The organism is Priestia sp. SB1, from assembly GCF_038898415.1.
Window position 1 is genome coordinate 463,757 of record NZ_JBBJSS010000001.1, and the last position, 24,873, is coordinate 488,629.

General features: G+C 38.2%; 27 protein-coding genes. 2 read left to right on the top strand and 25 right to left on the bottom strand.

From position 1 onward, the window contains the following. Positions 1–37: 37 nt before the first annotated feature. The 12 genes from hepT to WKH56_RS02400 form a co-directional block, all read right to left on the bottom strand. Positions 38–1,003: a heptaprenyl diphosphate synthase component II gene (gene hepT, locus WKH56_RS02345; protein ID WP_028411507.1), complete on the bottom strand. Its 966-nt coding sequence runs from the start codon at positions 1,001–1,003 to the stop codon at positions 38–40. A gap of 81 nt (positions 1,004–1,084) precedes the next feature. After that, the gene (locus tag WKH56_RS02350) at positions 1,085–1,789 is read right to left on the bottom strand and encodes a demethylmenaquinone methyltransferase (RefSeq protein WP_013059012.1); all 705 of its coding nucleotides are present in this window, start codon (positions 1,787–1,789) and stop codon (positions 1,085–1,087) included. Between the two features lie 4 nt (positions 1,790–1,793). Continuing rightward, positions 1,794–2,585: a heptaprenyl diphosphate synthase component 1 gene (locus WKH56_RS02355; RefSeq protein WP_310884088.1), complete on the bottom strand. Its 792-nt coding sequence runs from the start codon at positions 2,583–2,585 to the stop codon at positions 1,794–1,796. 281 nt (positions 2,586–2,866) lie between these two features. Next, a complete protein-coding gene (mtrB, locus tag WKH56_RS02360; RefSeq protein WP_028411509.1) occupies positions 2,867–3,097 on the bottom strand; it encodes a trp RNA-binding attenuation protein MtrB in 231 nt (76 codons plus the stop codon). Between the two features lie 25 nt (positions 3,098–3,122). Then, positions 3,123–3,689 carry a GTP cyclohydrolase I FolE gene (gene folE, locus WKH56_RS02365; protein WP_013059015.1) on the bottom strand — a complete coding sequence of 189 codons (567 nt, stop codon included), beginning with the start codon at positions 3,687–3,689 and terminating at the stop codon, positions 3,123–3,125. Positions 3,690–3,837: 148 nt separating this feature from the next. Continuing rightward, complete coding sequence (locus tag WKH56_RS02370) at positions 3,838–4,110, bottom strand: HU family DNA-binding protein (RefSeq protein WP_013059016.1); 273 nt, start codon at positions 4,108–4,110, stop codon at positions 3,838–3,840. A 375-nt stretch (positions 4,111–4,485) separates the two neighbouring features. Next, positions 4,486–5,964 carry a stage IV sporulation protein A gene (gene spoIVA, locus WKH56_RS02375; RefSeq protein WP_013059017.1) on the bottom strand — a complete coding sequence of 493 codons (1,479 nt, stop codon included), beginning with the start codon at positions 5,962–5,964 and terminating at the stop codon, positions 4,486–4,488. Between the two features lie 229 nt (positions 5,965–6,193). Continuing rightward, complete coding sequence (locus tag WKH56_RS02380) at positions 6,194–6,916, bottom strand: hypothetical protein (RefSeq protein ID WP_028411510.1); 723 nt, start codon at positions 6,914–6,916, stop codon at positions 6,194–6,196. Positions 6,917–6,940: 24 nt separating this feature from the next. After that, complete coding sequence (locus WKH56_RS02385) at positions 6,941–7,144, bottom strand: DUF2768 domain-containing protein (RefSeq protein WP_028411511.1); 204 nt, start codon at positions 7,142–7,144, stop codon at positions 6,941–6,943. Between the two features lie 314 nt (positions 7,145–7,458). Beyond that, entirely contained in the window at positions 7,459–8,490 is a 1,032-nt protein-coding gene (locus WKH56_RS02390) for an NAD(P)H-dependent glycerol-3-phosphate dehydrogenase (protein WP_013059021.1), read from the bottom strand. A 17-nt stretch (positions 8,491–8,507) separates the two neighbouring features. Continuing rightward, entirely contained in the window at positions 8,508–9,818 is a 1,311-nt protein-coding gene (gene der / locus WKH56_RS02395; RefSeq protein WP_014458340.1) for a ribosome biogenesis GTPase Der, read from the bottom strand. A gap of 297 nt (positions 9,819–10,115) precedes the next feature. After that, positions 10,116–10,721: a YphA family membrane protein gene (locus WKH56_RS02400; RefSeq protein WP_028411513.1), complete on the bottom strand. Its 606-nt coding sequence runs from the start codon at positions 10,719–10,721 to the stop codon at positions 10,116–10,118. Between the two features lie 120 nt (positions 10,722–10,841). On the opposite strand from WKH56_RS02400, the gene WKH56_RS02405 reads away from it, so the two are divergent. Beyond that, on the top strand, positions 10,842–10,979 hold the full coding sequence (locus WKH56_RS02405; RefSeq protein WP_013059024.1) for a YpzI family protein: 138 nt from the start codon (positions 10,842–10,844) through the stop codon (positions 10,977–10,979). A gap of 29 nt (positions 10,980–11,008) precedes the next feature. On the opposite strand, the gene WKH56_RS02410 is transcribed toward WKH56_RS02405, so the two are convergent. The 10 genes from WKH56_RS02410 to prsW form a co-directional block, all read right to left on the bottom strand. Continuing rightward, a complete protein-coding gene (locus WKH56_RS02410; protein ID WP_310884089.1) occupies positions 11,009–12,223 on the bottom strand; it encodes an MFS transporter in 1,215 nt (404 codons plus the stop codon). A gap of 178 nt (positions 12,224–12,401) precedes the next feature. Then, the gene (gene fni / locus WKH56_RS02415; protein ID WP_310884090.1) at positions 12,402–13,451 is read right to left on the bottom strand and encodes a type 2 isopentenyl-diphosphate Delta-isomerase; all 1,050 of its coding nucleotides are present in this window, start codon (positions 13,449–13,451) and stop codon (positions 12,402–12,404) included. Between the two features lie 16 nt (positions 13,452–13,467). Further along, positions 13,468–14,604, bottom strand: a complete 1,137-nt coding sequence (gene rpsA / locus WKH56_RS02420) for a 30S ribosomal protein S1 (protein WP_028410732.1) — start codon at positions 14,602–14,604, stop codon at positions 13,468–13,470. Between the two features lie 162 nt (positions 14,605–14,766). Beyond that, complete coding sequence (locus tag WKH56_RS02425) at positions 14,767–15,354, bottom strand: lysophospholipid acyltransferase family protein (RefSeq protein ID WP_033579748.1); 588 nt, start codon at positions 15,352–15,354, stop codon at positions 14,767–14,769. Continuing rightward, positions 15,351–16,025, bottom strand: coding sequence for a (d)CMP kinase (gene cmk / locus WKH56_RS02430; RefSeq protein WP_028411517.1), 675 nt, complete (start codon positions 16,023–16,025; stop codon positions 15,351–15,353). The genes WKH56_RS02425 and cmk overlap by 4 nt, the downstream gene beginning before the upstream one ends. Positions 16,026–16,187: 162 nt before the next feature. Further along, a complete protein-coding gene (locus WKH56_RS02435) occupies positions 16,188–16,364 on the bottom strand; it encodes a YpfB family protein (protein ID WP_013059030.1) in 177 nt (58 codons plus the stop codon). Between the two features lie 68 nt (positions 16,365–16,432). Further along, complete coding sequence (locus WKH56_RS02440; protein ID WP_310884091.1) at positions 16,433–17,098, bottom strand: flagellar brake protein; 666 nt, start codon at positions 17,096–17,098, stop codon at positions 16,433–16,435. Positions 17,099–17,252: 154 nt separating this feature from the next. Further along, positions 17,253–18,602 (bottom strand): germination protein YpeB, encoded by a 1,350-nt coding sequence (gene ypeB / locus WKH56_RS02445; protein WP_014458333.1) that lies wholly within the window; start codon positions 18,600–18,602, stop codon positions 17,253–17,255. Between the two features lie 17 nt (positions 18,603–18,619). Further along, positions 18,620–19,552 carry a spore cortex-lytic enzyme gene (gene sleB, locus WKH56_RS02450; RefSeq protein ID WP_028411519.1) on the bottom strand — a complete coding sequence of 311 codons (933 nt, stop codon included), beginning with the start codon at positions 19,550–19,552 and terminating at the stop codon, positions 18,620–18,622. Positions 19,553–19,697: 145 nt separating this feature from the next. Then, entirely contained in the window at positions 19,698–20,348 is a 651-nt protein-coding gene (gene prsW / locus WKH56_RS02455) for a glutamic-type intramembrane protease PrsW (protein ID WP_028411520.1), read from the bottom strand. A 198-nt stretch (positions 20,349–20,546) separates the two neighbouring features. On the opposite strand from prsW, the gene WKH56_RS02460 reads away from it, so the two are divergent. Then, positions 20,547–21,518: an asparaginase gene (locus WKH56_RS02460; RefSeq protein WP_028411521.1), complete on the top strand. Its 972-nt coding sequence runs from the start codon at positions 20,547–20,549 to the stop codon at positions 21,516–21,518. Positions 21,519–21,537: 19 nt separating this feature from the next. Here the strand turns inward: WKH56_RS02460 and WKH56_RS02465 are convergent, their stop codons facing one another. From WKH56_RS02465 to WKH56_RS02475, 3 genes are all read right to left on the bottom strand, one after another. Then, complete coding sequence (locus tag WKH56_RS02465; protein ID WP_028411522.1) at positions 21,538–22,509, bottom strand: YpdA family putative bacillithiol disulfide reductase; 972 nt, start codon at positions 22,507–22,509, stop codon at positions 21,538–21,540. Positions 22,510–22,633: 124 nt separating this feature from the next. Further along, positions 22,634–23,899, bottom strand: coding sequence for a Glu/Leu/Phe/Val family dehydrogenase (locus WKH56_RS02470; RefSeq protein ID WP_375166608.1), 1,266 nt, complete (start codon positions 23,897–23,899; stop codon positions 22,634–22,636). 357 nt (positions 23,900–24,256) lie between these two features. Further along, on the bottom strand, positions 24,257–24,859 hold the full coding sequence (locus WKH56_RS02475) for a genetic competence negative regulator (RefSeq protein ID WP_025750420.1): 603 nt from the start codon (positions 24,857–24,859) through the stop codon (positions 24,257–24,259). Positions 24,860–24,873: the final 14 nt, after the last annotated feature.

The following is a 24,873-nucleotide window of genomic DNA, read 5'->3' on the forward strand; positions in this document are numbered from 1 at the left end:
TGTTTCGAGCAGTTTACAACTTATGAAAGTAAATAAATCAAAATTTCCGTTTTCCAATGTACTTCGCAATTTGATGCAGCGTTTTTTTCGCCTTGTTTGGCGGCAGTTCTTCTAAAATGCTCATCGCTTTTTGCAGATAACGATCGCTCATTTCAAATGAACGTTCAATGGCGTTAGAAGATTTAATATCAGAAATAATTTCATCGATCAGCTCTTGCTCATATTCCCTCTCGAAAAGCTGTTCTACTTTATCTCGAAACTCAGCATTTTCAATGGCATACAAAACTGGCAGCGTAATATTTCCTTGCAGTAAGTCGCTGCCAACTGGTTTCCCAAGCTGTTCTTCTGATGAGATAAAATCTAAAATGTCATCCGTAATTTGAAATGACATTCCCACGTAATATCCAAACCAAAATAAACGTTTATGTATATCTTCAGGAGCTCCCGCTGCAATTGCGCCTAACTGACAGCTTGCAGCAATTAGCAGTGCCGTTTTACGTTTAATTCTACGCAGATACACGCGTAAGTTTTGGTTTAGGTTGTATTTGTCCTTAATCTGTTCAATTTCACCGAGCGTTAATTCCACCATCGTATTAGATAAAATTTTATGTGCTTCCACATCTTTAACCTCACTCATAACTTCAAGTGCACGAGCAAAGATGTAATCCCCTGTATACATAGCAATACGATTGTCCCATTTTGCCTTAATTGTTGGTTTTCCCCGTCGCTTATCAGCGTCATCAATAACATCATCATGAACAAGAGACGCCATATGAATCAGCTCAAGCGCTACTGCCACATGTTTGATTTGGTCGATATTGTAATGCCCAAATTTAGCTGCCAACAAAACAAATACAGGGCGAATTCGTTTCCCCCCTGCTTGTAAAAGGTGAAGAGAAGCATCTGTGATAAGTGTTTCATCGGTATGAACAGTTTGTTCAAGTTCTTTCTCAATAAGGGTAATATCCGTATTCAAAAAAGCGTACATCATTTTTAGTTTCATTGGACTCACCTTGCATTATATATTCATTCTTTACTCCTTATCCTACAGGCTGTTGCACCTGTAGGACAAGCTTTTTCTCTTTTATCGTTTGTACCCTAGATGCATCGCCGCTACTCCACCTGTGTAAGATTTCACTTCAACATCTGTCAAACCGGCTTCACGGAACATATCAGCCAATTGCTTTTGACCTGGAAAGTCCCTAGCTGACTCTTGAAGCCATGAATATTCATCATAGCTTTTAGCGACCATCTTTCCAAGCGCAGGCATAATATACTTAAAATAAAGCAAGTACATTTGTCGGTAACCAATCATCGTTGGCTGAGAGGTTTCAAGGCAAACCACTTTTCCGCCAGGTTTCACGACGCGCTGCATTTCCTTTAAAACTTGAAGGTAATCGGGCACGTTGCGCAGTCCGAATCCAATCGTTACATAGTCAAATGAATTATCTTCAAAAGGAAGCTCCATTGCATTGCCATGTAGTAAAGTAATATTTGAAAAAGGTGAGTTTTTTACTTTCTCTTCACCAATCTTTAGCATATTTTGACTAAAATCCAGGCCAACTGCCTCTCCTGTTTCTCCAACTGCTTCAGCCATAGCTAGCGTCCAATCCGCAGTTCCGCAACAAACATCTAAAGCTTTTGTTCCTTTTTGAACATTCATTCGCTTCATCGTATCTTTGCGCCATGCCTTATGACGCTGAAAACTAATAACAGAATTCATTTGATCATAATTTTTGTATATTTTTTCAAATACGCCATGGACACGCTGTTCTTTTGATTGCTGCATATCTCTATCCTTCTCCTACGACATTTTTCAACACTTCTAAGCTAGATGTAAGTTCATCTAAGTGCTCTCTTAAAAACTCATTCATCGCAAATTCACTTCGTAAGTACCCTCTAACAATATTTACAGACCGTTGAGTATACGAATAAAGGTATTCTTTTATTTGTTCTTGATTCATGCCAATTTGTTTGCAATAGTTTAGCAAGAGAGTAGGCTCTTTATGCTGTAATGACTTTAATTGCTTTAATATCCCATTCAAATACGCTGCATGTTTTAAAAGTTCTTTCCACTCTTCACGTTCAAAATAGTCACATAAGCATCTTACAAACGATGATTCTGCTGCTAAAAAACTATTCATAACGTCGTGTGGATTAGTAGAGCGATTGTTATAAATGTGTATCTTAGCAATATTAATTTCTTTAATAGCAGATGCTATAACTTTCATTAAATTCAGCTGGCTGCTTTGAGCTAAATAGTAATAGTACAGGCCGCTGTAATAATCTCCGGCCAAAACTACCAGCTGCCTCTCATGCAGCTTCCCTTCATTTCCGCTAACATTTTGAGTGGAGACTAGATCGTGGGTATCAAGTGCGGTTTGAACGAGCATCACAGATAGCACAGAGCTGTTCTTTTTTTCTTCTTCCATTGAAAGAGTATCTAAGAACGAACACATGTACAGTAATCTATTTTCATCAATACGCGGATGATGAATATATTTTTTTACATATGGATGACTTAATTCAACATGAAGCTGTTCTTTCATGTTGGCCACAATATCATAGATGGTTTTTACGCTCATCATCCTTGTCTCCCTTTCCATCACTATTTGTTTAAAGTTCTTTCAACTCCAAATCGATAGTGTCAATTATAACATAATTACATTATAAAATATCCTTTAAATTCTTTTGAAGCTTTTTCACGGTTTAAATCCTTTAGCTGCTCATCCGCTTGAACACCGTTCATCTACATACCATCTTGATTTCTTAGACAGTAATTTAAGATATTGCTTTTAGTTTCACCATGTTTTTCCTGTTCTTATTCATTTATTTTAAATATAAATAAAAGCAGGAAAATCCCTGCTTATTTTTTCGTATCGGATTCAATTTCTCCGTGAACAGTCTGAACGACGGCTTTGCCACGAATTTTAATTGCGGATGTATGCTCAGTAAACTGCGCAATCATCACTTCGCCTTTATCTAGTTTTTCTGAATGATGAAATCGCGTATCTGCTCCTCGCGTTAAGCCAATTACGTTAACTCCATCTTCGACCGCTTTAATGACAATATACTCTGGCGTTCCTTTTTGTGTCATATTCTCTTCTCCTTCATCATCCACATTATGATTTAATCAATGATAAAACTTCAGCTCTAGAACTTGCATCGTGTTCTAACACTCCACGCACAGCAGAAGTGATTGTCATAGCCCCAGGCTTTTTAATGCCTCGCATGGTCATACACATGTGCTCTGCTTCCACTACTACCATTACCCCGTGCGGCTCTAATGTTTCTACAATAGAATCCGCCACTGTAGATGTAATTCTCTCCTGAAGCTGAGGACGTTTCGCAACAGCCTCTACCGCTCTTGCCAGCTTACTTAAACCGGTCACTCGTCCGCCTTTTGGAATATACGCAACATGAGCTTTTCCGTAAAAAGGCACTAAGTGGTGTTCACACATAGAGTAAAAAGGAATATCTTTTACAAGCACTAGCTCTTCATGATCTTCTCCAAAAACTGTTTTAAAATGCTCTTTTGGATCTTCATTCAACCCGGAAAAGACTTCCTCATACATTTTAGCTACTCGCTTTGGTGTATCTAATAATCCTTCACGGTTTGGATCTTCGCCAATTGCTTCTAAAATTAGTCTCACAGCTTGTTCGATCTGTGGTTTATTTACAGATGACATGTTGTTGCCCTCCAATTCGTTGCATTACGACTTTATGAAAAAAATTCTAGCATATGTATATACCAAAGGCAAAAAAGAAAGGTCGCAAATGTGCGACCTTTCAAAGCTCTTCATCAACGGCTATGAATAAAGCCATTTTATGTAGATATTATTTTACAGCATCTTTAAGAGCTTTACCTGGTTTGAATGCAGGAACTTTGCTAGCAGGAATTTCGATTTCTTCGCCAGTTTGTGGATTGCGTCCTTTACGAGCAGCACGTTCACGTACTTCGAAGTTACCAAAACCGATAAGTTGAACTTTGTCCTCAGCTTTTAAAGCTTCTAAAATTGTATCGAAAACAGCATCAACTGCTTTTGTAGCATCCTTTTTTGAAAGCTCACTTGCTTCTGCAACAGCATTAATTAATTCTGTCTTGTTCATGCCATTCACCTCCTCCCAAAATCGGATCATATAATAACTAAAAACCTTGTTAGAAAAGGAATCTAGTAATTCGTTATATCTCATTCTTTAACAAAACAAATGGATATTATACATAACCTATGTATCGACAAGCCTAATCATAAACGATTGAACTAAATAATTCAATGTTTTTCATTCGTCTGCCGTATGTATGTAGTGAAAACAGTATGATCGATCGATTTCTGTTAAAAGATTAACATATTGAACAAGGCATAGCAAGCAGAAAATAACGCAGGAATAGGATAACCACGCTATCTATCACAATATATGTAAAGTTTTGTATGATCTATCCAAAAAAAGAAGAGGCTCCTTTATGAGGAGCCTAACGTTATATTCTTATAAAATAATCGCGATTAAACCTCCAGATCCTTCGTTAATAATCCGTTCTAGCGTTTCTTTTAACTTATATCGCGCATTTTCAGGCATCAGCGACAGCTTTCCTTGAATCCCTTCTCTTACGATTGAACTTAGAGAGCGGCCAAATATATCTGAATTCCAAATTGAGAGCGGATCATCTTCAAAGTCTTGCATCAAATAACGAACTAATTCTTCGCTTTGCTTCTCCGTTCCGATAATCGGCGCAAATTCTGATTCTACATCCACTTTAATCATGTGTATAGAAGGTGCCACTGCTTTTAAACGAACTCCAAAACGCGATCCTTGGCGAATAATTTCAGGTTCATCAAGGCTCATATCTGAAAGCGAAGGTGCAGCTACACCATAACCCGTTTGCTTAACCATGCGAAGTGCATCAGAGACTTGATCATACTCGGTTTTTGCATGCACAAAGTCTTGCATTAACTGCAGCAAATGATCTCTTCCGCGAATTTCTACTCCCACGATTTCTTTCAAAATCTGATCATATAAGTCATCTGGAGCGTATAAGTCAATTTCGGCAATCCCCTGCCCCATCTCAATTCCGGCTAATCGAGCCTGATCGATAAACTCAAACTGACTAAATTGCTCTACTACCCGTTCAACGTCTCTCAGTCTCTTAATATCTTTTACCGTTTCTTTAACGGCTTCTTGATAGCTTTCACGCAGCCAATGTTTATCTTTTAAAACCATTACCCAGCTTGGTAGATTAACGTTGACTTCTAATACAGGGAACTCGTATAGTGCTTCTCTTAATACATTCATCACATCAGTATCGCGCATGCTTTCCACACTCATCGCTAATACTGGGATATCATATTTTTCATTAAGCTTTGCACGAAGCTTTTCTGTATCGGGATGATATGGCTGTACGGTATTAATAACCATGATAAAGGGTTTGCCTACTTCTTTTAGCTCATTAATGACGCGCTCTTCTGCTTCCACATAATCTTGACGAGGTATATCTCCAATTGAGCCATCTGTTGTAATGACGACACCAATCGTTGAGTGTTCTTGAATGACCTTTCTCGTTCCAATTTCAGCCGCTTCGTGAAATGGAATTGGTTCTTCATACCAAGGTGTATTGATCATTCGAGGTCCATTTTCATCTTCGTATCCTTTAGCGCCTGGCACTGTATATCCTACACAATCTACTAACCGTATGTTAACTTCTAGCCCGTCATCTACCAAAACATTGACTGCTTGATTCGGTACGAATTTCGGCTCAGTTGTCATAATCGTTTTTCCAGCTGCACTTTGTGGTAGTTCATCTTGTGTGCGAGCTCTTTCTGCCTCGTTCTCGATGTGAGGCAGGACCACCAGCTCCATAAACTTTTTAATAAATGTAGATTTTCCTGTTCGAACTGCTCCCACCACACCTAAATATATATCGCCTCCTGTACGTTCAGCGATATCTTTAAATACATCCACCTTTTCCAAAAGATCCCCTCCGATCTATGAGTTCATGGAATATGACATCCATTGCGAGAGTAAATTAGGACACTATATAGTTATGACGTTGTCCTATTAAAATATGACTTTTGATAGAAAAATTTATGATTTTTTTCATGCACATGCTGACTTAGTCATTCTGATTTTCATTATTGGTGTACAAGAAAGAGAAAACCCCTTCTCTCTGAATATTATTCAAGGAGAAGGGGTTCATGACTTATTTTTTAAAAAATATTGGTTCATTCTTATCGTTAACTGTATAAGGAAGAGAGTAAGCAGGTACAAAATCACTGTTTTCCACAAGGAGCTTTCGGATATCTTCACCCGGTTTGTAGGAGCTTTTATGCTTTTGAATGGCATCATACAAATCAGGACGATAATCTACAAATACATCTCCCTGCCCATTAACAATTAAAGAAAGACTATTCCCTGTATACGGGCTAGTAACGACAGGGGGTTCTTTCATATTCAATTTCTTATAGTTAATAGAGAATACGCCGGGAGCGATGACGTCTTTAAACGGTACGTATCCTTTATGGTTTTGACGGTATATATTCAAATGTACATTAACATCTTGAATCGTATCCGCCATCCGTAAGTCTAATAATTTAACCGTGGGCTTTGTTTCTGCATCCACAAGCACGTACGCAAATATCCCTCCGCTTTCATACGAATTCCCAGGTGCGTCTTGCATGTATCTAGGAACAATTTTTGTAAAGTCAATCGGATATTTTTGATAAATCGGCGTGTCCATATCTTTCGTTTTTATCGGCAATAAGCCTCCGCTTTCTTCTTTAAATTGATCAACGGCCGTTTGTACGGAAGCAACTTGATCTTTATAAGGAACTTGATTTTGAGACATTCTTTCCGTCGGGTATAAACAACCGGATAATACAAAAATGGTTAACCCAACAATAGACGTTAGCATGAATTTTTTCATTTTCCTCACCCTACCATATGTACATTAAGCATCTGTCGGACCGCTGAATACAACAATTACCATAATAAGACCTGCTACAATCATGAGCGAATAGGCAATGAAAGCGAGTACAATTTTACCAACGCGGTTCGTGATTTTATAACGACTAAAGTAAATAGAAAATACCGCAATAAACATAAATACAATGGAACCCAATGAAATCCACATCTTTAACAAACCTGGCGACAAATTGCATCCACTCCTTTTTTCACCGTTATTATAACATAAGGACTTATAGTTAAGACGGATATTAATAGAACATTCTAAATTTAATATTTATTTACCTTCCATTGATTTACGCTCTATAGTAATTACTTTCCTATTAAATTGACAAATTCCTGCTTTTTCACATAAAAAAATCGAAGCGAAGGGGGCTCTTCGCTTCGACCGTAACTAAATATTCCCATACTAACAGTTCTACTCATCTTTATTTACACGTTATTTTATGCAAGTAAATGATTTTGGGTATCACCAATTGCCTATTTTTTCATATTTCTTTGCACTTAATTTAATTTTTCTCCTAAAACATTCGCTAAATCTTCCATTTCATGTGTTTTAGTACGAGACATAAGCGCGTCTACTGCATCTTTTGCCTTCACATCATTAAACAGTACATTATATAAAGCATCAGCAATCGGCATTTTCACGTCGTATTTTTGAGATAGCTGGTAAGCTGCTTTCGTCGTGCGTACACCTTCTACAACCATTCCCATATTTTCTAATACTTCGTCTAAATTTTTGCCTTTTCCAAGAAGATTACCAGCGCGCCAATTTCGAGAATGAACGCTTGTACACGTTACAATCAAGTCTCCAATCCCGGTTAAACCTGAGAACGTCAGAGGATTGGCGCCAAGCACCGTACCTAAACGAGCGATTTCAGCTAAGCCACGAGTCATAAGAGCGGCCTTCGCATTGTCACCATATCCAAGTCCATCCGTAATACCAGCAGCAAGAGCAATAATATTTTTTAACGCTCCCCCAATTTCCACACCAATCACATCAGGATTTGTATAAACACGGAAGTACTGTTGATTATTAAATAAATCCTGTACTTTTTCTGCTGCTTGTATATTTGTTGAAGCTGACGTCACGGTTGTCGGCTGCCTTCTACTTACTTCTTCAGCATGACTCGGGCCTGATAAGACAACGATGTCTTTTGTATCAATTTCTTGTTGAATCATTTGAGATATACGTAAAAGAGAATCCGGTTCAATTCCTTTACTTACGTGAACAATTGTAAACAGTTCATCGGTAAGGGATTTTAGCTGTTGCAACACTTCACGAATGGCCTTCGTTGGAACAGCTAAAATAAGGGTTTCAACACCCTCTATTGCCTTTTCTAATGACGTAAAACCTTTAATCTGATGAGGAAGCTCTACACCAGGCAGATATTTTTCATTCTGATGCGTCTCGTTGATTTGATCAATGACTTGTTGTCTATGTCCCCAAATGCGAACATCGTGTCCATTTTCCGCCAATACGAAAGCTAATGCAGTTCCCCAACTCCCTGCTCCTAGTACAGCTATTCTTTCCACGCCGATCACATCCTCTGTTATTTTCTTGGTCTTGCAATAATTTTAATTGGAGTTCCTTCGAATCCAAAAGCTTCACGAAGCTTATTTTCTAAGAAACGTTTATATGAAAAATGCATTAGCTCAGGATCATTTACAAACACAACAAAAGTTGGCGGCTTGATTGCTACTTGAGTTGTGTAATAGATTTTTAAGCGGTTGCCGTTATGAGTAGGCGTAGGGTTCATTGCTACTGCATCCATAATTACATCGTTTAAGATGCTTGTTTCTACACGTACAGCATGGCTTTCGCTTGCAAGATCAATCATTGGCAATAGCGTATGCGTACGTTTTTTCGTTTTAGCTGAAAGGAATACAATTGGAGCATATGTTAAGAACTGAAAATGCTCGCGTATATTTTCTTCAAATTTTTTCATTGTTTTTTCATCTTTTTCTACTGTATCCCATTTGTTCACAACAATGACGACAGCTTTTCCAGCTTCTTGTGCATAGCCAGCAATTTTCTTATCTTGTTCAATAATACCCTCTTCAGCATTTAATACAATTAAGACAACGTCTGAGCGTTCAATTGCCTTTAATGCGCGAAGTACGCTGTATTTTTCAGTACTCTCGTACACTTTTCCACGCTTTCTCATTCCAGCTGTATCAATAACAACATATTCTTGATCTTCTTTTGTAAACTTCGTATCAATAGCATCGCGTGTCGTACCGGCAAGATCACTGACAATAACACGATCTTCACCTAGAAGAGCATTAACTAATGAAGATTTCCCTACGTTAGGACGACCAATCAATGAAAATTTAATGACTTCTTCTCCGTAGTCTTCGTCTTTTTCTTTTGGAAAATGCTTAGCTGCCTCGTCTAACAGGTCACCTAAACCTAAACCATGGGTTCCTGAGATTGGGAACGGTTCTCCATATCCTAGTGCGTAGAAATCATAGATTAATTCTCTCATTTCAGGATTATCTACTTTATTAACGGCTAGGACGACGGGCTTTTTGGATTTGTATAAAATTTTCGCCACTTCTTCATCAGCTGCAGTAATTCCATCGCGTCCATTCACTAGAAAAATGATTACGTCCGCTTCATCAATTGCAATTTCTGCCTGCTGTTTGATCTGTTCTAAAAATGGCTCATCTCCAATATCAATACCGCCAGTATCAATAATGTTAAAGTCCAAATTCAGCCACTCACCTGAACTATAGATACGATCACGAGTTACACCCGGAATATCTTCTACAATAGATACTCGCTCTCCTACAATTCGGTTGAAAATTGTTGATTTTCCTACGTTGGGACGACCAACAATCGCAATAATTGGTTTTGGCATACGATTCTTCCCTTTCCTTGATCTTTTTTATGTATCGGCAACCAGTCTTTAATCGACTAAAGGTATTTATCTACATGTACAAATAAATAAGATCATTCTTTTTTCAAAAATCGAGGCCATGCAGCGTGGCATGACCTCTACTAATCGATCATAAGCGATAAAGCAGGATTTTTATCAGCTCTTTCTTACACTGAACTAATTAACTGCCTATCCGCTGAATAAGCATTACTCTTTCAATCAAACAATTTTATCAAAAATCACCGGTAACAACAATATAATTTTACGAAATCTCTTCTTCTATTTGTAAGTACTTTGCTTTTGCCTGTGAGACTTCAGCACGTACAAATCTAAATAAGCAGAGAAATAAACCAGCATCTCCCAAATAAACATCGCTCCTACTGCTGTGGCTAAAACGTCGAGTGTACGAAGAGACCCTATTTCATAAGATGCGATATCCCGAATGACAACTGCGTATAAAAAGTCTCCTCCAACTACACCTAAAATGATCGCTGCGAATCTTTTTTCAGCATCTTTAACCACCATAAAGCAAATATATAAGATAAGTCCAGTCAAAATCCACTTACGATCAATAAAAATCCAGACAGGATCATAGAGCTCAAGTAAACAAAAACTAGCATAGGCAATTATTATAATGCCGCATACAATAACATAATATAACTGCTGAAATCGGCTGTAGCCTGAAGCATACACACACGCTACTCCCACTAAAAACAAAGCGGTGTAGCTACATGAAAACTGAGTCATATGCATGTTCATTCCGCTTAGGAGTATACTGATTAATATAATGGCTGCTACCTTCCAACGCCTAGCTGTTTTGGGCATAAGAAAAGTCGCAACAATCCATCCCATCCACGAAAGCCAATAAAAGAAAATTCCGTCCACTGAATATGGCACCTCCCCTATCTGTCATCAGTATGTATCAATTTTGGAAAACTTAATCGGGGTTTTAGAATAGAACCGCTTATTTTGGACAACCTATCAGAAAAAAGGAGGGAATATAAAATGGGAAAAGATCGTCAAGAGAAAAAATTAAAGGAATCAAAACGAGTTGAATCTGACCGTGATCAAGGACTTCACTATCCGGGAGCAACTAGCTTGCAAAGTCCTGAAGAAGCGCGCGAATTAAATGAGCATAAATAAAAAATGCGCTGACTAAGTCAGCGCATTTTTTATTTTAAAACTGGATGTGAAACAGGATAGGAACGTTCTTTCTTTCCTGTAAACAAAAAGAGAACTCCTCCCACTAACAATAGTGCTCCTGACAAATAAAATCCGAATTCCATACTTCCAAGTTTATCTGCAAAATATCCGGTAATGTATGGTGCAAAGATCGATGACAGCATGCCGCTGAAGTTAAAAAAACCGTACACTTTAGAGTACATGGAAGAGGGGGTAATATCCGCCATATACGAAATTAAAATCGGATCTAATGCTAATTTCCCTATCAGACCGTACACAATTAAGCCGAGTAATAGCCAAGAATAACTCTCTGTATAGGGAATAAAAAATTGACATAAAGCGCCCGCTACTGACAAACTCACAATTAATGCTTTTTTATTTGCAATTCGATCCGATATATATCCAAAGAAGATTGCTCCTGGAATAGACGCCCACGGTACTAAAGATGCTATGATGCCTGTTTGAGACCCTTCTAAGCCGCGCGAGTGCTGCAAATAATAAGGAAGCCACGTCAGCATCCCAAAAAATCCGTAAAGAGAGCAGAAGATTAAAATGTATACGAAAATATGATTTTTTGTAAATAATACTTTTAGCGACTGCTTTGTTTCTTTATTTAGCGAATTTTTTTCCTGATCCCTTTGCTTATCTTTTACAAAGAAAGCTATTAAAATAGCTATTACTATAGTCGGAATAGCAAATAAGTAAAAAGTAAACTGCCAGTCTTTTTCTAACGTATATGTAATGTATGTAGAACCGATAAAACCAAGCGATATACCAAAAGCCATTCCACTATTGATGAGCGCAGACACTAGACCTCGGTATCGTTCAGACGTGATGCTTGAAGAAATTCCGTATTGTGAACCATAATACGTTCCTTCTCCAAGTCCTGTCAGCGCCCGCATGAGTAAGAACATACCGAAAGTAGTCGTAAGTCCTGTAAAGAATGTGGCAACTCCAAACAAAATGTATCCAGCTACTAAGATCTTAACGCGACCAAATCGATCTGCCAAAAAACCCGTTGGAATCTGCATAGCTGCATACGCTGCAAAAAACACAGTAGACATTAGACCAAGTTCAGCTTTATTAAGGTCCCACTGCGCACCGATATCTCCCATAACTGGAGATAAAATATTACGATCTGCATACATGAAAACCCAGCCTAAAAAGAAAAGAAAAATTGTAAATATAGGATGTCCCTTTTTCATTACGTCACCTCTTTTTTCTGATTTTTCTGTTTATTTAACTTATTATAAGTGGCTAACGTTTGGGATTTCATGCTTTTTGTCACTTCTTCTGCCAATATTTTTTGTTTTTTTAATGAAAACGCGATCATTCATCTTCTAAGGAAATAAAAAAGCAAGCAGTTAACTGCTTGCTTTTTTATCATCTGTTATTAAATGTTTCTATAGATACATTTCGCTGAGTCAGCCAGCTATGGGTATCCCCTGTAATAACTAGAGGCATTTGCTGAAGCTTAGCAATAGAAGTTGCTCCTAATGCAGCCATGATAAACGTTAACTCCTCATGCAGCTCGGCTATCTCTTCTACGACTGCTTCTAAACCAGACGTCATTAAAATGGATAGAAAATATCCTGCCATTCCCGTTGCAGAAGCTCCTAACGCAATGGACTTAGCAACATCCATAGAGGTTTGAATACCTCCTGAACCAATAATGGATATACCTTCTACGTGCTGAGATACTTCCGCTAAAGAAGCTGCTGTGGAAATTCCCCAATCATTAAAGAAGTGAAAATGTTTTGCTCGTCTTTCATTTTCGATTTTCGAAAAATTGGTACCACCGTACCCACCAATATCAACGATTTCAACACCAACATCTTTAAGTTTTTGCACTGCTTGAGCGCTCATCCCAAAACCTACTTCTTTGACAATTACAGGAACGGTTACTTCTCGGACAATTCGTTCAATACGACGTAATGCATCGGTAAAATCACGATCTCCCTCTGGCATGACCAGTTCTTGTATAACATTTAAATGAATTTGAAGTCCATTTGCTTCAAGCATATCAACCGCTTTTTTAGCTTGTTCAACTGTAGCTTCACTGCCTAGGTTGGCAAAAATAATTCCGTTAGGGTTTTCTTGACGCACTACTCTGTATGATTGTTCTTCCTTTTCATCTTTAATCGCAGCCATCTGCGATCCAACGGCCATTGCTAATTGACCATGATGAGCAATTCGAGCAAACGAACGGTTAATCCGTTCCGTTTCTTGTCCGCCTCCACCCGTCATAGCATTTATAAAAATTGGCGAACTTAACAAAAGTTCGCCAATTTTTGTATCAATATGAACATCGTGCACGCCTGTATTTGGTAAGCTATTATGAACGAAGCGAATATCATCTAGCCCGTGCAGCCGATGCTGTCCCGTTTGAATCGCATGATGAATGTGATCAATTTTACGTTTTGCTCTGCTCACAAATCATCACCATTACTTATCTTAATTTTTTTAATTGATCCCCAATCATATCACCTAATTGGAAGCCTTTTGACTCTTCTTGTAATTCATAGTCACCGTAATCTTCTTGCTCTTCTTCCTCAAGGTCACGAATGCTTAACGAAACGCGTCGTTCTTGTTCATTCACATCAAGTACTTTTACCGTCACTTTTTCGCCTTCAGAAAGCACTTCATGAGGTGTCCCGATATGCTTATGTGAAATTTGAGAAATGTGTACAAGTCCTTCTACTCCAGGTAGAACTTCCACAAAAGCTCCAAAAGATACAAGTCTTTTAACAGTTCCATCTACTACATCACCTTGGCGAAGCTTCGTAGAAATGTTGGACCATGGACCTTCTAACGTATCTTTAATAGATAATGAAACACGACCCGTTGATTTGTCAACAGATAATACTTTGACTTTCACAGTATCTCCCTCAGCTACTACGTCTGAAGGCTTTTCTACACGCGTATGTGAAAGCTGAGAGATATGCACTAGCCCATCTACTCCGCCTACATCTACAAACGCACCAAAGTCTGTTAAGCGCTGAACGGTTCCTTCTAAAACCTGACCTTCTTTTAATGACTCAAGAACATTTTCTTTTTGTTGTACAAGCTCTTCTTCTACAACTGCACGATGCGAAAGGATTACGCGATTTTTTTCTTTATCTAATTCCACTACTTTGACTGTAAGAGTTTGATCTTGATATTCTGCGAAATCATCCACGAAATGAGTTTCAACAAGAGAAGCTGGAATGAACCCTCTTACACCAATGTCTACTACTAATCCGCCTTTGACAATTTCTTTGACTACCGCTTCAAACACTTCACCTGAAGAAAGTTTTGCTTCTAAACCGTCCCATGCTTTTTCAGCATCTACAGCCCGTTTAGATAACACAAGCACATCGTCTTCCACTTTAATTACTTTCGCTTCGACTTCGGCACCTTCTTGGATTACATCCCCTGCTTTTTCAATATGTAAGCTCGCTAATTCACTAATTGGAATAATACCGTCTAGTTTGCTGTTAGGCACATCTACATACACTTGCTTTTCTTCTACTTTTGTAATAGTACCTTTTACTGTTTCTCCTACTTCTAATGACGTTACCTCTACTTGATTCATATCTTCTGTCATCGTCTTTTCCTCCTCCAATATCCATCTACAATATGTATTCCCTTGTAAGAGTTCTTCACTCTTTTAGCTCATCATTATTGTATATAGCTCTGTATAGAAAAAACTCTCTTTGTTACTAACTTCTAATAAATAGAATCTTTTGTCAAGTCATAAGGTTACAAACTATTGATATTTTTCAATTAATTCACCAATGCTTTTCATAATAACTTCGGTTACTTCCTCGGCTGATGCCTTTCGTTCACGAAGTTCATCCATCTGAATTGGCGGTCCGTACACTACTTTTAACCTTGCAAAACGCTTATATGGACCAATAACAGCACAAGGAACAACAGCTGCTTTTGAACGCAAAGCAAAAAAGCCTACTCCAGCCATTCCTTTTCCTAATTTTCCATCTTTACTTCTTGTTCCTTCTGGAAATAATCCAAGCACTTTTCCTTCTTTTAAAATCTTTAACCCTTGGCGCAAAGCTTCACGATCTGCCATCCCCCGCTTTACAGGGAACGTTTCTAACTTTGGCAGAACCGTCTTCAGAAAAGGTGCTTTAAACAGCTCTGCTTTTGCCATAAACGAAATAGGCCTTGGACATGTCACACCTACCGTAGGCGGATCTAAGTTGTCAATATGATTTGAACAAAGCAAAACTCCGCCTTCTGAAGGGATATTTTCTGCACCGATTACCTCATAACGGTAAACTGGTGTTAAAATACCTTTTACAATGCCACGTGCAAACATATAAAAGCTCAAAATCATCCAATCCTTTCGTTTGTAATAGAAAGTATTTTTTCTACAACTCCTTCAATCGATAAGGAAGTTGTATCGATTTCAATTGCATCTTCAGCTTTTTTAAGAGGTGCTACTTCACGCTCAGAATCCAGCTTGTCTCTGCGGGCAATTTCTTCTTTTAAACGCTCTAAATTTGATTCAAAACCTTTTTTTATGTTTTCATCATGGCGTCGCTGTGCTCTTTCATCCACAGACGCTAATAAAAAGATTTTAACTTCTGCCTGAGGAAGCACGTGTGTACCGATATCACGTCCATCCATTACAACGCCTCCATCTTTAGCAAGGCCCTGCTGTCTCGCTACCATCTCTTCGCGAACTGCACGATGTTTCGCGACGATGGATACAGAGTTAGTTACTTCTGCGGAACGAATTTCACTTGTAACATTCTGTCCATTTAAGATGACTACCTGTCCAGATTCAGACGGTTTTAAATCGATTACTGTTTCATTAAGCAAATGCAATAGCTCTTCTTCATTTTGCAAATCCACCTGGTTTTTCTGCGCTTGATACGTTAGAGCACGATACATCGCTCCTGTATCAACATAAATATATGATAAGGTTTCTGCTATAATCTTTGCCACTGTACTTTTCCCAGCAGCTGCAGGACCGTCAATTGCGATTGAAATTTGTTTTTCCATAAGTGCCTCCCTTAATTTCAAAACAGGAACAAACCACTTTCATCTTTTATACAATGAGCCATTTTATATGAAACGTTTATAAACGAAAAAAAGAGCAGGGGGTCTTCTCCTGCCTGGTGTTCACTGCATGTTTCTTTCCTAGTTATTCTACCATACGTCCGACTACTGGTCGAATGTTTCAATAATTTTATTAAAATTATTTTTGCTAACTCCCTCATACTGAATGACCTTTGAGAAATATGTACTGTGACTGCTAGATAGTAAAATACATTGGGCAATTATTAAAAACACAAATTGAATAACCACTAATTTAATTAAAATTCGTTCTATTCGATTCATCTTTTTCTCCTTTTGTAAGAAGTAATACCTTTGCTTACAGTTTAGGAAAGAGAAGTTTTTTTTATACGCTAAAGAAGACCTTTTCTCCTTAGGTCGAGCTGACGCTTTAAGGTATAACGAATCATCATTTCTTTCGTTTGTTTTTCAAGGTCCATAAATTTAATAGATAGCTGACCTACTTTACAGGAAGTCGGGGCGGTAATTCGTACAACTTCCCCTTTTAATTCAAGATGCTGCAAAGTTCCCTCACGATTAGGAAGACTTAATCGTACAACAACGGAATCTTTCTCATTAAAAAGCAGCGAATGATGGAAGGAGCCGGCTACTCCACCTGCACTGATGTTTTTAGTCATGATTTCCATTACGGCCTGCTGTTCTTGTTCACTTTCTATCACCGCCTTCACTGTAAGCGGCACACGGAAAAAATTTCTTCTTTGGATGGACTTTAACTTTTTATCGCCCGGGTAAAAGAGCTTCACAACAGGCATGCCTTTTATTTCGCGTCCTGTTACTTCAGTTGGAAAGGTATATACATTTTGATTATATCCAATAAACGTAGCCAGCAATTTTGTACCTTTTAGTAAAAAAACACTTCGCTGCGTTTCTTCATTTAGCGGATAGCTAATATAAATCACGTCTTCCGTAAACTCAACTACCTTACATCGATACGTTTGTTGTAAGGTAGACTCTCTGTGCCCGCTCTCTAACGTCAACCTCATTCCCGCTTTTATCATCTTCTCTCTCCTTCAGTTCCACTATATACACTTTTTCCCTTTATTTAAACATAGTCAAATATATTTATTTTGTAAATGAAAATTAGTCATTTAGATTCAAAAAAACTTATACAACACAAAAAAACCGGTGTCTATAGACACCGATTTCTCAGCTTTATACTTCATTATATAAAGGTTCTGAGTTTTGCAGTTTTTCGACTTTCTCTTCAAAACCCGTATCGGCATTGATAAAAATACGATACGTATCATTTTTAATTGTCCCTAAAAACTCATAGCATAGCACTTCTTCGTTTAAATCGTTTGTAATAATTGCCAAGCGGTCTTCCATCACTTTTACATTCGAGTTCAGCTTGGTTTTTGCCTGTTCTTTCGAAATTTTAGGTTTTGGAATATCTCTTGTACGATGTTTTAATAAGAAGTCTTTAGCTGAGAAGCCAATCACAGATCCATCTTCTAAAGACATTTTCATTTTAACTGAATCCGGATAAATCCGAACTCCACTTTCCGTTTGCTCTACGAATGTAAAGACTCCCATGTTATCGTATTGAGCGCTTTCAGCCATCACTAGGCTTTCAAAACGATGATCTTTTAAAAACTTAGTCGCTTTGTTCATAGCATCGTTTAAACTAATATTTTGTTTTTTAATATCTCGATCTTCGAGCACCCAAAGCGGATATCCACCTTTTTGGGTAATATCCATATACGTCTCTTGTTTAGTCTTTGGATCTGTAATGGTTAAGCTGTACACCTCATAGTCGGCATCTTTTCCGCTCTTTACAATATGAATTTGTTCATTTCCTTTTAAATTCAAAAACGAACGCGCCACTTGTTTGGCAACATCTTCACTAACTTCTCTACCTTTTAATTGATGAAAAGCGTTTTTTTCCTGTTCATTCGTTGCATTCATAACGCCTAAATCTGTTTCGGCAAAAGAATCCATACTTTTTTCAACGGTTTTTAATCCGTCAATAATCGTATTGTCCCCTTGCTTTTCTTTTGTGGCTAGAGCTAGCTCAACATCCATCCAGCGCAAGTTATTATCAATGACTAGATGCTGTACTTGGCGCATTTCATTTTGAATTTCGCCTGACTGATCATAAAGCGAATTTAACGTTTTATACTCTTTATCTGTTAGGGGAGATTTGCTTAAATCCCTTACCGCCACTTTGTACGTAAAGTCACCAACATCTGAAAGAAACTCTTCTGTTTTATTGAACGGTAAAAGCGATAAAGGCAGCTGTCCTACATTGTTATGAGCTTCAGAAGTTAAACGCCATACTTCTGCAAGCGCGGGCGAAAGCTGATCTCTCGAACTCATGGCAAGCGTGCCACCGATTTTATCATTTAATAAATCTAGCTGATATGACAAATCATGAAATGCTCGTTGATACGTATTCTCCGCTTGAAGCAGCACAGCATCTTTTTCTTGATGTTCGCTGTACCCCCAATACCCTACACCTACAACACCAATAGCTAATAATACAATTAAAATTGTTCGAATCATGTTTCCTTCACCTCTCTTTATCGACAGAAAATGTGTTTCCCGATTTGCTTAATTTGAGGACGTGACCAAATCCATGCGCTTGTTGCTGTATCCGGATTAAAGTAATAAATAGCATTCCCAGTAGGATCCCATCCGTTAATCGCATCCATAACCGCTTTTTTAGATGTTGGATTGGGTTCAAGCCAAATTTGCCCATCTGCTACGGCAGTAAATGCACGCGGTTCAAAAATAACTCCAGCGACTGTATTTGGAAATGACGGACTGTTAACTCGGTTTAAAATAACGGCCGCTACGGCTACTTGGCCATTATATGGTTCACCCCGTGCTTCACCATGCACAGCATTTGCCATGAGCTGAATATCATTTTGTGAAAACCCGCTCGGTACATTCACCGCTGTTGGCTTTTGTGCTTTTTCTTTCTGTTGTTCAGAATTTCCTTTAGACGTATTACGCTGCGGCTGACTGGCAGGTTTTTTTGCTTGAGAAGATCCGCTTTGTGCTTTTTGCTGACCATTGTTTCCGCTGCTTTTTCCACTGCTACCGCTTCCTTTAGACTGCTGATCAAGAGGCTTACCGCCATAGTGCGTAAACTTATTGCCTTTTCTAATTTGATTTTTCACATAGCTTTCGTGATATTTTGTGGCGTTAGCTAATTTAATCTTTGTTTGCCAGCCTGCTAAACCGTCAATCTTTTTAATGCCAAATTCATATTGAAAATTGCGCAGTGCCCAGTATGTGCTCCATCCAAATACACCGTCAATTTTCCCGTTATAATAACCTAAATACTGAAGTCTCGACTGCAGCTCAATAACGTCATCTCCAACTGCTCCGTGTTGAATGACTTGATTTGAAAACGCGTGAGCGGCCTTTGGACTCACAACGGACGCTGCAATAAATGAACATATGCATATGAGACATGCATACTTTTTAAAACATCGAAATGATAACATGACAAAACCTCCTACATCGTATGTAACTGATAAGATGATAGGAGTATTTTTTGTAAAGGTTGTTTTTTTATACAAGATGCGCAAAATTTACCGAAATGAAAAAACTCAGCTCGTAAATCTCTCAAAAAAGATTTACAAGCTGAGCCTAGACAATCGATGGCTGTTTGGCCTTTTTTACTTTTCTTAATGCCAGCCACCATAAATAAATCATAAATGGAATAATAATAAATACCCAATGATCCATTGTTTTTAAAATATAATCATATGTTCCATGTAAAATGAGCGGCGCAAATACGGAATACAGCGTCCACTTCGTTTTTTCCTTTCCTTCAGAAAACTTTGCTTTCCCTAAATAATACCCCATAATGACGCCGAATAAAGCATGACTAGATACGGGTAAAATGGCTCTTCCTAGCGCTGATTCTAAACCATTTGCAAATAAATATAAAATATTTTCAACGGTAGCAAAACCTAATGAAACAGCTGCCCCGTAAACAATTCCATCGTAATGCTCATCAAATTCCACATGCTGATAAATCGTGAAATATAAAATGAACCATTTGAAAAATTCTTCTAAAAAGCTTGTCGTAAAAAATGCTTCAAGAAAAGGTGATTGAAAAACGTGTTCTTCACCAAATACATATTGAATAAACATAATTGGCAAAACAAGCATTGCTCCAAAAATAAATGTTTTTAATACCATTGAAATAGGCTCAGTTTCATATTCATCTTTCAAATAAAAAAAACTTAACAATGCCAATCCTGGCGCAATGCCTGCAGATACAATCGCCAACATAAATAGCGCCTCATCTCCTCTATTTTTTTTAATAGTAACATGTTATCTTTAGGATGAAAATCTCCGTCTATAATGTCCTTATCTTTATATGTAAATGCTCACATAACTTGCTGTCAATTTACAAAGCCTAACAAAGACCTTAAACAAGTATACCAAAAAATGTATCATACTTATACGAAAAATTGAAAGGAGCTCTCTATGAAAACTGTTTATATTCTTCACACCGGTGGCACAATCTCGATGAAAGAAGACATGGCAACTGGAGCGGTAGCACCAGATATTCAAAACCCCCTTCACCGCTCAACATCATCTGTTTCAGGTATGGCCAATGTAATCGTAGAAGAAGCATTTCATCTGCCTTCTCCTCACATTACTCCTAAGGAAATGCTTATACTTTCAAAAAAAATACGCGATAAAATTAATGAAGGCAAAATTGATGCAGTCGTGTTAACCCACGGCACGGACACGCTGGAAGAAACCGCTTATTTTTTAGATTTAACAGTGCATACAGATATTCCAATTGTCTTAACTGGAGCTATGAGATCAAGCAATGAAATCGGTTCAGACGGTCCTTATAATTTTATATCTGCGGTTCGGGTGGCTATTAGTGACGGGGCAAAAGGAAAAGGTGTCTTAGTTGTGATGAACGATGAAATTCATACCGCTGAAAATGTGACCAAGACCCACACAAGCAACGTGGCGACATTTCAAAGCCCTCAGTACGGGCCAATAGGATTAATCACAAAACGCGGCGTATCTTTTCACCACATGCCTACAGAACATGAATTTTATCCTGTTAATCAAATAGATAAACAAATCACTTTATTAAAAGCTTATGCAGGAATGGACGACCATTTATTTCAAGCAGTGGCTTCAATGAATGTTGACGGACTTGTAATTGAAGCCCTCGGTCAAGGAAATCTGCCTCCTCTCACCATTCCAGGAATTCAATTGCTTTTGAAGCGAAAGATACCCATCGTGCTCGTTTCTCGCTGTTTTAATGGAATTGCTCAAGATGTATATGGGTATGAAGGCGGTGGCAAGCTGTTAAAAGAGATGGGCGTTATTTTTTCAAATGGCTTAAATGGTCCTAAAGCACGCATTAAACTGTTGGTTGCTCTCCAAGTAACAACGAATCATGATGAGCTGCAGCAGCTATTTAATCATTAGTAAAACAACGCATAGAAGCCTATGCGTTGTTTTTGTTGATAATATGGGAAGCGATTGATTTCCCATGAAAACGTCCATTTTCAATAAAAATCTCATTAGCATTGTTTCCTGCAGCAATCACACCAGCGATATAAATTCCTTCCACGTTTGTTTCCATCGTCTCTTCGGTAAAAGAAGGGCGGCCTGTTTCATCATCTAATTCCACACCCATTTTTGTTAAAAACGAGTGATCAGGGTGATAGCCAGTCATGGCAAAAACGAAATCGTTACTAATCGTAAATTCTTTCCCTTCCTGCTCATATGTTACTGCTTCATCCGTTATCTTTGTTACATGAGCGTTAAAATGCATCCCAATCGTTCCATTTCGAACCAGCGCTTCAAATTCAGGCAATATCCAAGGTTTTACGCTAGGGGAGTAATCTGAGCCACGATAAATAACCGTCACCCTTGCATCACACTTCACCAATTCCAGAGCTGCATCGACGCTAGAGTTTTTTCCGCCTATAACGACTACATCTTTATCAAAATACGGATGCGCTTCTTTGAAATAATGAAATACCTTTGATAAATCTTCACCAGGAACATTCATATAATTAGGATGATCGTAATAGCCTGTAGCTATAATGACATTCTCCGCTTCATATGTCTCTTTGGATGTTGTGACAATAATTTGGTTTTCCGCTTGTTTGTCTACTTGCAAGACACGTTCAAACGGCTGAATTCGAACTTGCTTGCGCTTCACCACTTCTCGGTAGTAAGCAAGAGCTTGGTTGCGCACAGGCTTACGATTTTCGGTAATAAAAGGGACATCCCCAATTTCTAGTTTTTCACTTGAACTAAAAAACGTTTGGTGGGTCGGATAGTTATAAATTGCATTCACAATATTGCCTTTTTCAATTACAAGGGCATCAATACCTGTATGTTGAAGCTCAATAGCTGCTGAAAGCCCGCATGGTCCTCCGCCAACAATAATTACTTTTTCTTTCTTCATGCCTTTCACTCCTTCAGTTGTAAACGCACCTTTTTTTTATTTTAACGCAGTGTAAAACAAAAAAATCTCCTCATTAATGATAGGAGATTTTTTCTATTTACGCAATTGTTCTGCTGTTCTGTTTTTAAATCCAGCCTCTGAAGCGAGAGCCTTCTGCCATTTTTCTTACGCCTATCATATAAGCAGCTAGACGCATGTCGACTTTTCGAGTTGTAGAAGTTTCGTAGATGTTATTAAATGATTTCACCATTACTTTTTCAAGCTTTTCTTCTACTTCTTCTTCCGTCCAATAATAACCTTGGTTATTTTGCACCCATTCAAAATAAGAGACTGTTACACCGCCCGCACTTGCCAAAACGTCTGGAACTAATAAAATCCCTCTCTCTGACAAGATGCGCGTTGCTTCAAGAGTTGTTGGTCCATTTGCTGCTTCCACCACAATACTCGCTTGAATGTTATGGGCATTTTCTTCTGTAATTTGATTTTCAATCGCAGCTGGAACTAGGATGTCACAGTCAAGTTCAAGCAGCTCTTTGTTGCTGATAGTATTATTGAATAATTTCGTTACTGTACCAAAGCTATCGCGTCGATCTAATAAATAATCAATGTCTAAACCATTAGGATCATGCAGCGCTCCGTATGCATCAGATATCCCTACAATTTTAGCACCAGCGTCGTGCATGAACTTAGCTAAAAAACTTCCTGCATTTCCAAATCCTTGTACTACTACCCGTGCACCTTGTAATTCAATGCCTCGTTTTTTCGCTGCTTCACGAATACAAATAGTTACTCCTTTTGCAGTCGCTGTTTCACGGCCGTGCGAACCACCTAAGACAAGGGGCTTTCCAGTAATAAAGCCAGGCGAGTTAAATTCATCAATCCGGCTGTATTCATCCATCATCCAAGCCATAATTTGTGAATTTGTAAACACATCCGGCGCTGGAATATCCTTTGTTGGTCCAACAATTTGGCTAATCGCACGAACATATCCGCGGCTTAAACGCTCTAATTCTCCAAAAGACATATTTCGAGGATCACAAACAATTCCACCTTTTCCTCCACCGTAAGGAAGGTCAACGATTCCACATTTTAAACTCATCCATATAGATAGAGCTTTTACTTCTTTTTCAGTTACGTTTGGGTGAAAACGAATTCCACCTTTCGTAGGACCAACTGCATCGTTATGCTGCGCTCGGTGACCTGTAAAAATTTTAACTGATCCGTCATCCATACGAACAGGAATTTTTACTGTCATCATTCGTAATGGCTCTTTTAATAGTTCATACACTTCATCAGGATAGCCTAGTTTTTCTAACGCTTTATGTATCACTGTTTGTGTAGATTTTAAAACATTATGCTTCTCTTCTTGACTATTTTTACTGTCTTGCATCTTGTCGGCTACCATCTGTAAACCTCCTAAAATGTATCGAAAATTATTCGTTTTTAATTGAATGGTGCTTCTTTCATGACATAGTATACACCCTTAGTTTTACATTGCAAAGGAAAATATCGAACTTTTAGTATTTTTTGTGTTCTTCTAAGAAAACGCTTCCAATAACTTTACAAGGTATGCTACAATGTTTTAAGTCTGCCTCTTTCCTAGTATGCGTTAATCGTCTTAAAAAAATAAAAAACACCCGGTGATAAAGAGCACTTTCAACAACTTTGTACAAGCTGAAAGTGCAGCCACTCTTATTTTAATAAAAGTGCTTTATCCTTCACGGGTGTAATTATTTCAATTAAACAGTTAAGAAAAGACAGAGTTAATATACTCCAGAGCTCTCTTTTCTACTAATATTTTTCCATATTCATTTACGCGGTGCTTTGTAATTGTAGAGGGATTTCCATACTCCGCCAAAACCGCAATCATATTCCCAACTTCAGCCGGTGACAGCATGTGATAATCCAACAGCACGTAAAAACGTTTTTCGAATGAATAGAGCACGCTATCCGTATCGTAAAAGTTTGACATGCGCTTGGTCAGCTGAATGACATCTTCAAATGAATCAAACTCAAAAAACATGTCTTCGCTTTCATCTAGCATGACCTGCATTTCAATGAAGTCCTCGAACTCGTCTTCATCGAACTCACCGTAGCTGGTTTCTTCTTCATACTGCTTTGTCACAAATACAACCATTCCCTGTGCTTGAAGTGAAAAAACTTCTACCGAAAGAGAATTTGTAGGTTCAAAGTTCAGTTCTTGAGAAGCTTGCTCTATCATCTCACGAAAGAGCTGTTTTACTTTGAATGTATCTGTCCATAGATCTTCTTTTGTTAACCCTCTTTCTTTTAAATCATCGTAGGTCAAAAAAACTTTTAGCTTATTATAGTTTAATCGTTCAAGCCTCATTAGCGTCCCTCCCC

Bases quoted from the DNA above. Each gene is read 5' to 3' on its own strand.
- hepT (WP_028411507.1), bottom strand. From the start codon at position 1,003: ATGAAACTAAAAATGATGTACGCTTTTTTGAATACGGATATTACCCTT.
- WKH56_RS02350 (WP_013059012.1), bottom strand. From the start codon at position 1,789: ATGCAGCAATCAAAAGAACAGCGTGTCCATGGCGTATTTGAAAAAATA.
- WKH56_RS02355 (WP_310884088.1), bottom strand. From the start codon at position 2,585: ATGAGCGTAAAAACCATCTATGATATTGTGGCCAACATGAAAGAACAG.
- mtrB (WP_028411509.1), bottom strand. From the start codon at position 3,097: ATGACACAAAAAGGAACGCCAGAGTATATTGTCATTAAAGCGGTCGAA.
- folE (WP_013059015.1), bottom strand. From the start codon at position 3,689: ATGTCATCTGTAAATAAACCACAGATCGAACAAGCTGTGAGACTAATT.
- WKH56_RS02370 (WP_013059016.1), bottom strand. From the start codon at position 4,110: ATGAACAAGACAGAATTAATTAATGCTGTTGCAGAAGCAAGTGAGCTT.
- WKH56_RS02380 (WP_028411510.1), bottom strand. From the start codon at position 6,916: ATGAAAAAATTCATGCTAACGTCTATTGTTGGGTTAACCATTTTTGTA.
- der (WP_014458340.1), bottom strand. From the start codon at position 9,818: ATGCCAAAACCAATTATTGCGATTGTTGGTCGTCCCAACGTAGGAAAA.
- WKH56_RS02405 (WP_013059024.1), top strand. From the start codon at position 10,842: ATGGGAAAAGATCGTCAAGAGAAAAAATTAAAGGAATCAAAACGAGTT.
- WKH56_RS02410 (WP_310884089.1), bottom strand. From the start codon at position 12,223: ATGAAAAAGGGACATCCTATATTTACAATTTTTCTTTTCTTTTTAGGC.
- rpsA (WP_028410732.1), bottom strand. From the start codon at position 14,604: ATGACAGAAGATATGAATCAAGTAGAGGTAACGTCATTAGAAGTAGGA.
- WKH56_RS02425 (WP_033579748.1), bottom strand. From the start codon at position 15,354: ATGATTTTGAGCTTTTATATGTTTGCACGTGGCATTGTAAAAGGTATT.
- cmk (WP_028411517.1), bottom strand. From the start codon at position 16,025: ATGGAAAAACAAATTTCAATCGCAATTGACGGTCCTGCAGCTGCTGGG.
- WKH56_RS02435 (WP_013059030.1), bottom strand. From the start codon at position 16,364: ATGAATCGAATAGAACGAATTTTAATTAAATTAGTGGTTATTCAATTT.
- WKH56_RS02440 (WP_310884091.1), bottom strand. From the start codon at position 17,098: ATGATAAAAGCGGGAATGAGGTTGACGTTAGAGAGCGGGCACAGAGAG.
- ypeB (WP_014458333.1), bottom strand. From the start codon at position 18,602: ATGATTCGAACAATTTTAATTGTATTATTAGCTATTGGTGTTGTAGGT.
- sleB (WP_028411519.1), bottom strand. From the start codon at position 19,552: ATGTTATCATTTCGATGTTTTAAAAAGTATGCATGTCTCATATGCATA.
- prsW (WP_028411520.1), bottom strand. From the start codon at position 20,348: ATGTTGGCGATTGTATCTGCAGGCATTGCGCCAGGATTGGCATTGTTA.
- WKH56_RS02460 (WP_028411521.1), top strand. From the start codon at position 20,547: ATGAAAACTGTTTATATTCTTCACACCGGTGGCACAATCTCGATGAAA.
- WKH56_RS02465 (WP_028411522.1), bottom strand. From the start codon at position 22,509: ATGAAGAAAGAAAAAGTAATTATTGTTGGCGGAGGACCATGCGGGCTT.
- WKH56_RS02470 (WP_375166608.1), bottom strand. From the start codon at position 23,899: ATGCAAGACAGTAAAAATAGTCAAGAAGAGAAGCATAATGTTTTAAAA.
- WKH56_RS02475 (WP_025750420.1), bottom strand. From the start codon at position 24,859: ATGAGGCTTGAACGATTAAACTATAATAAGCTAAAAGTTTTTTTGACC.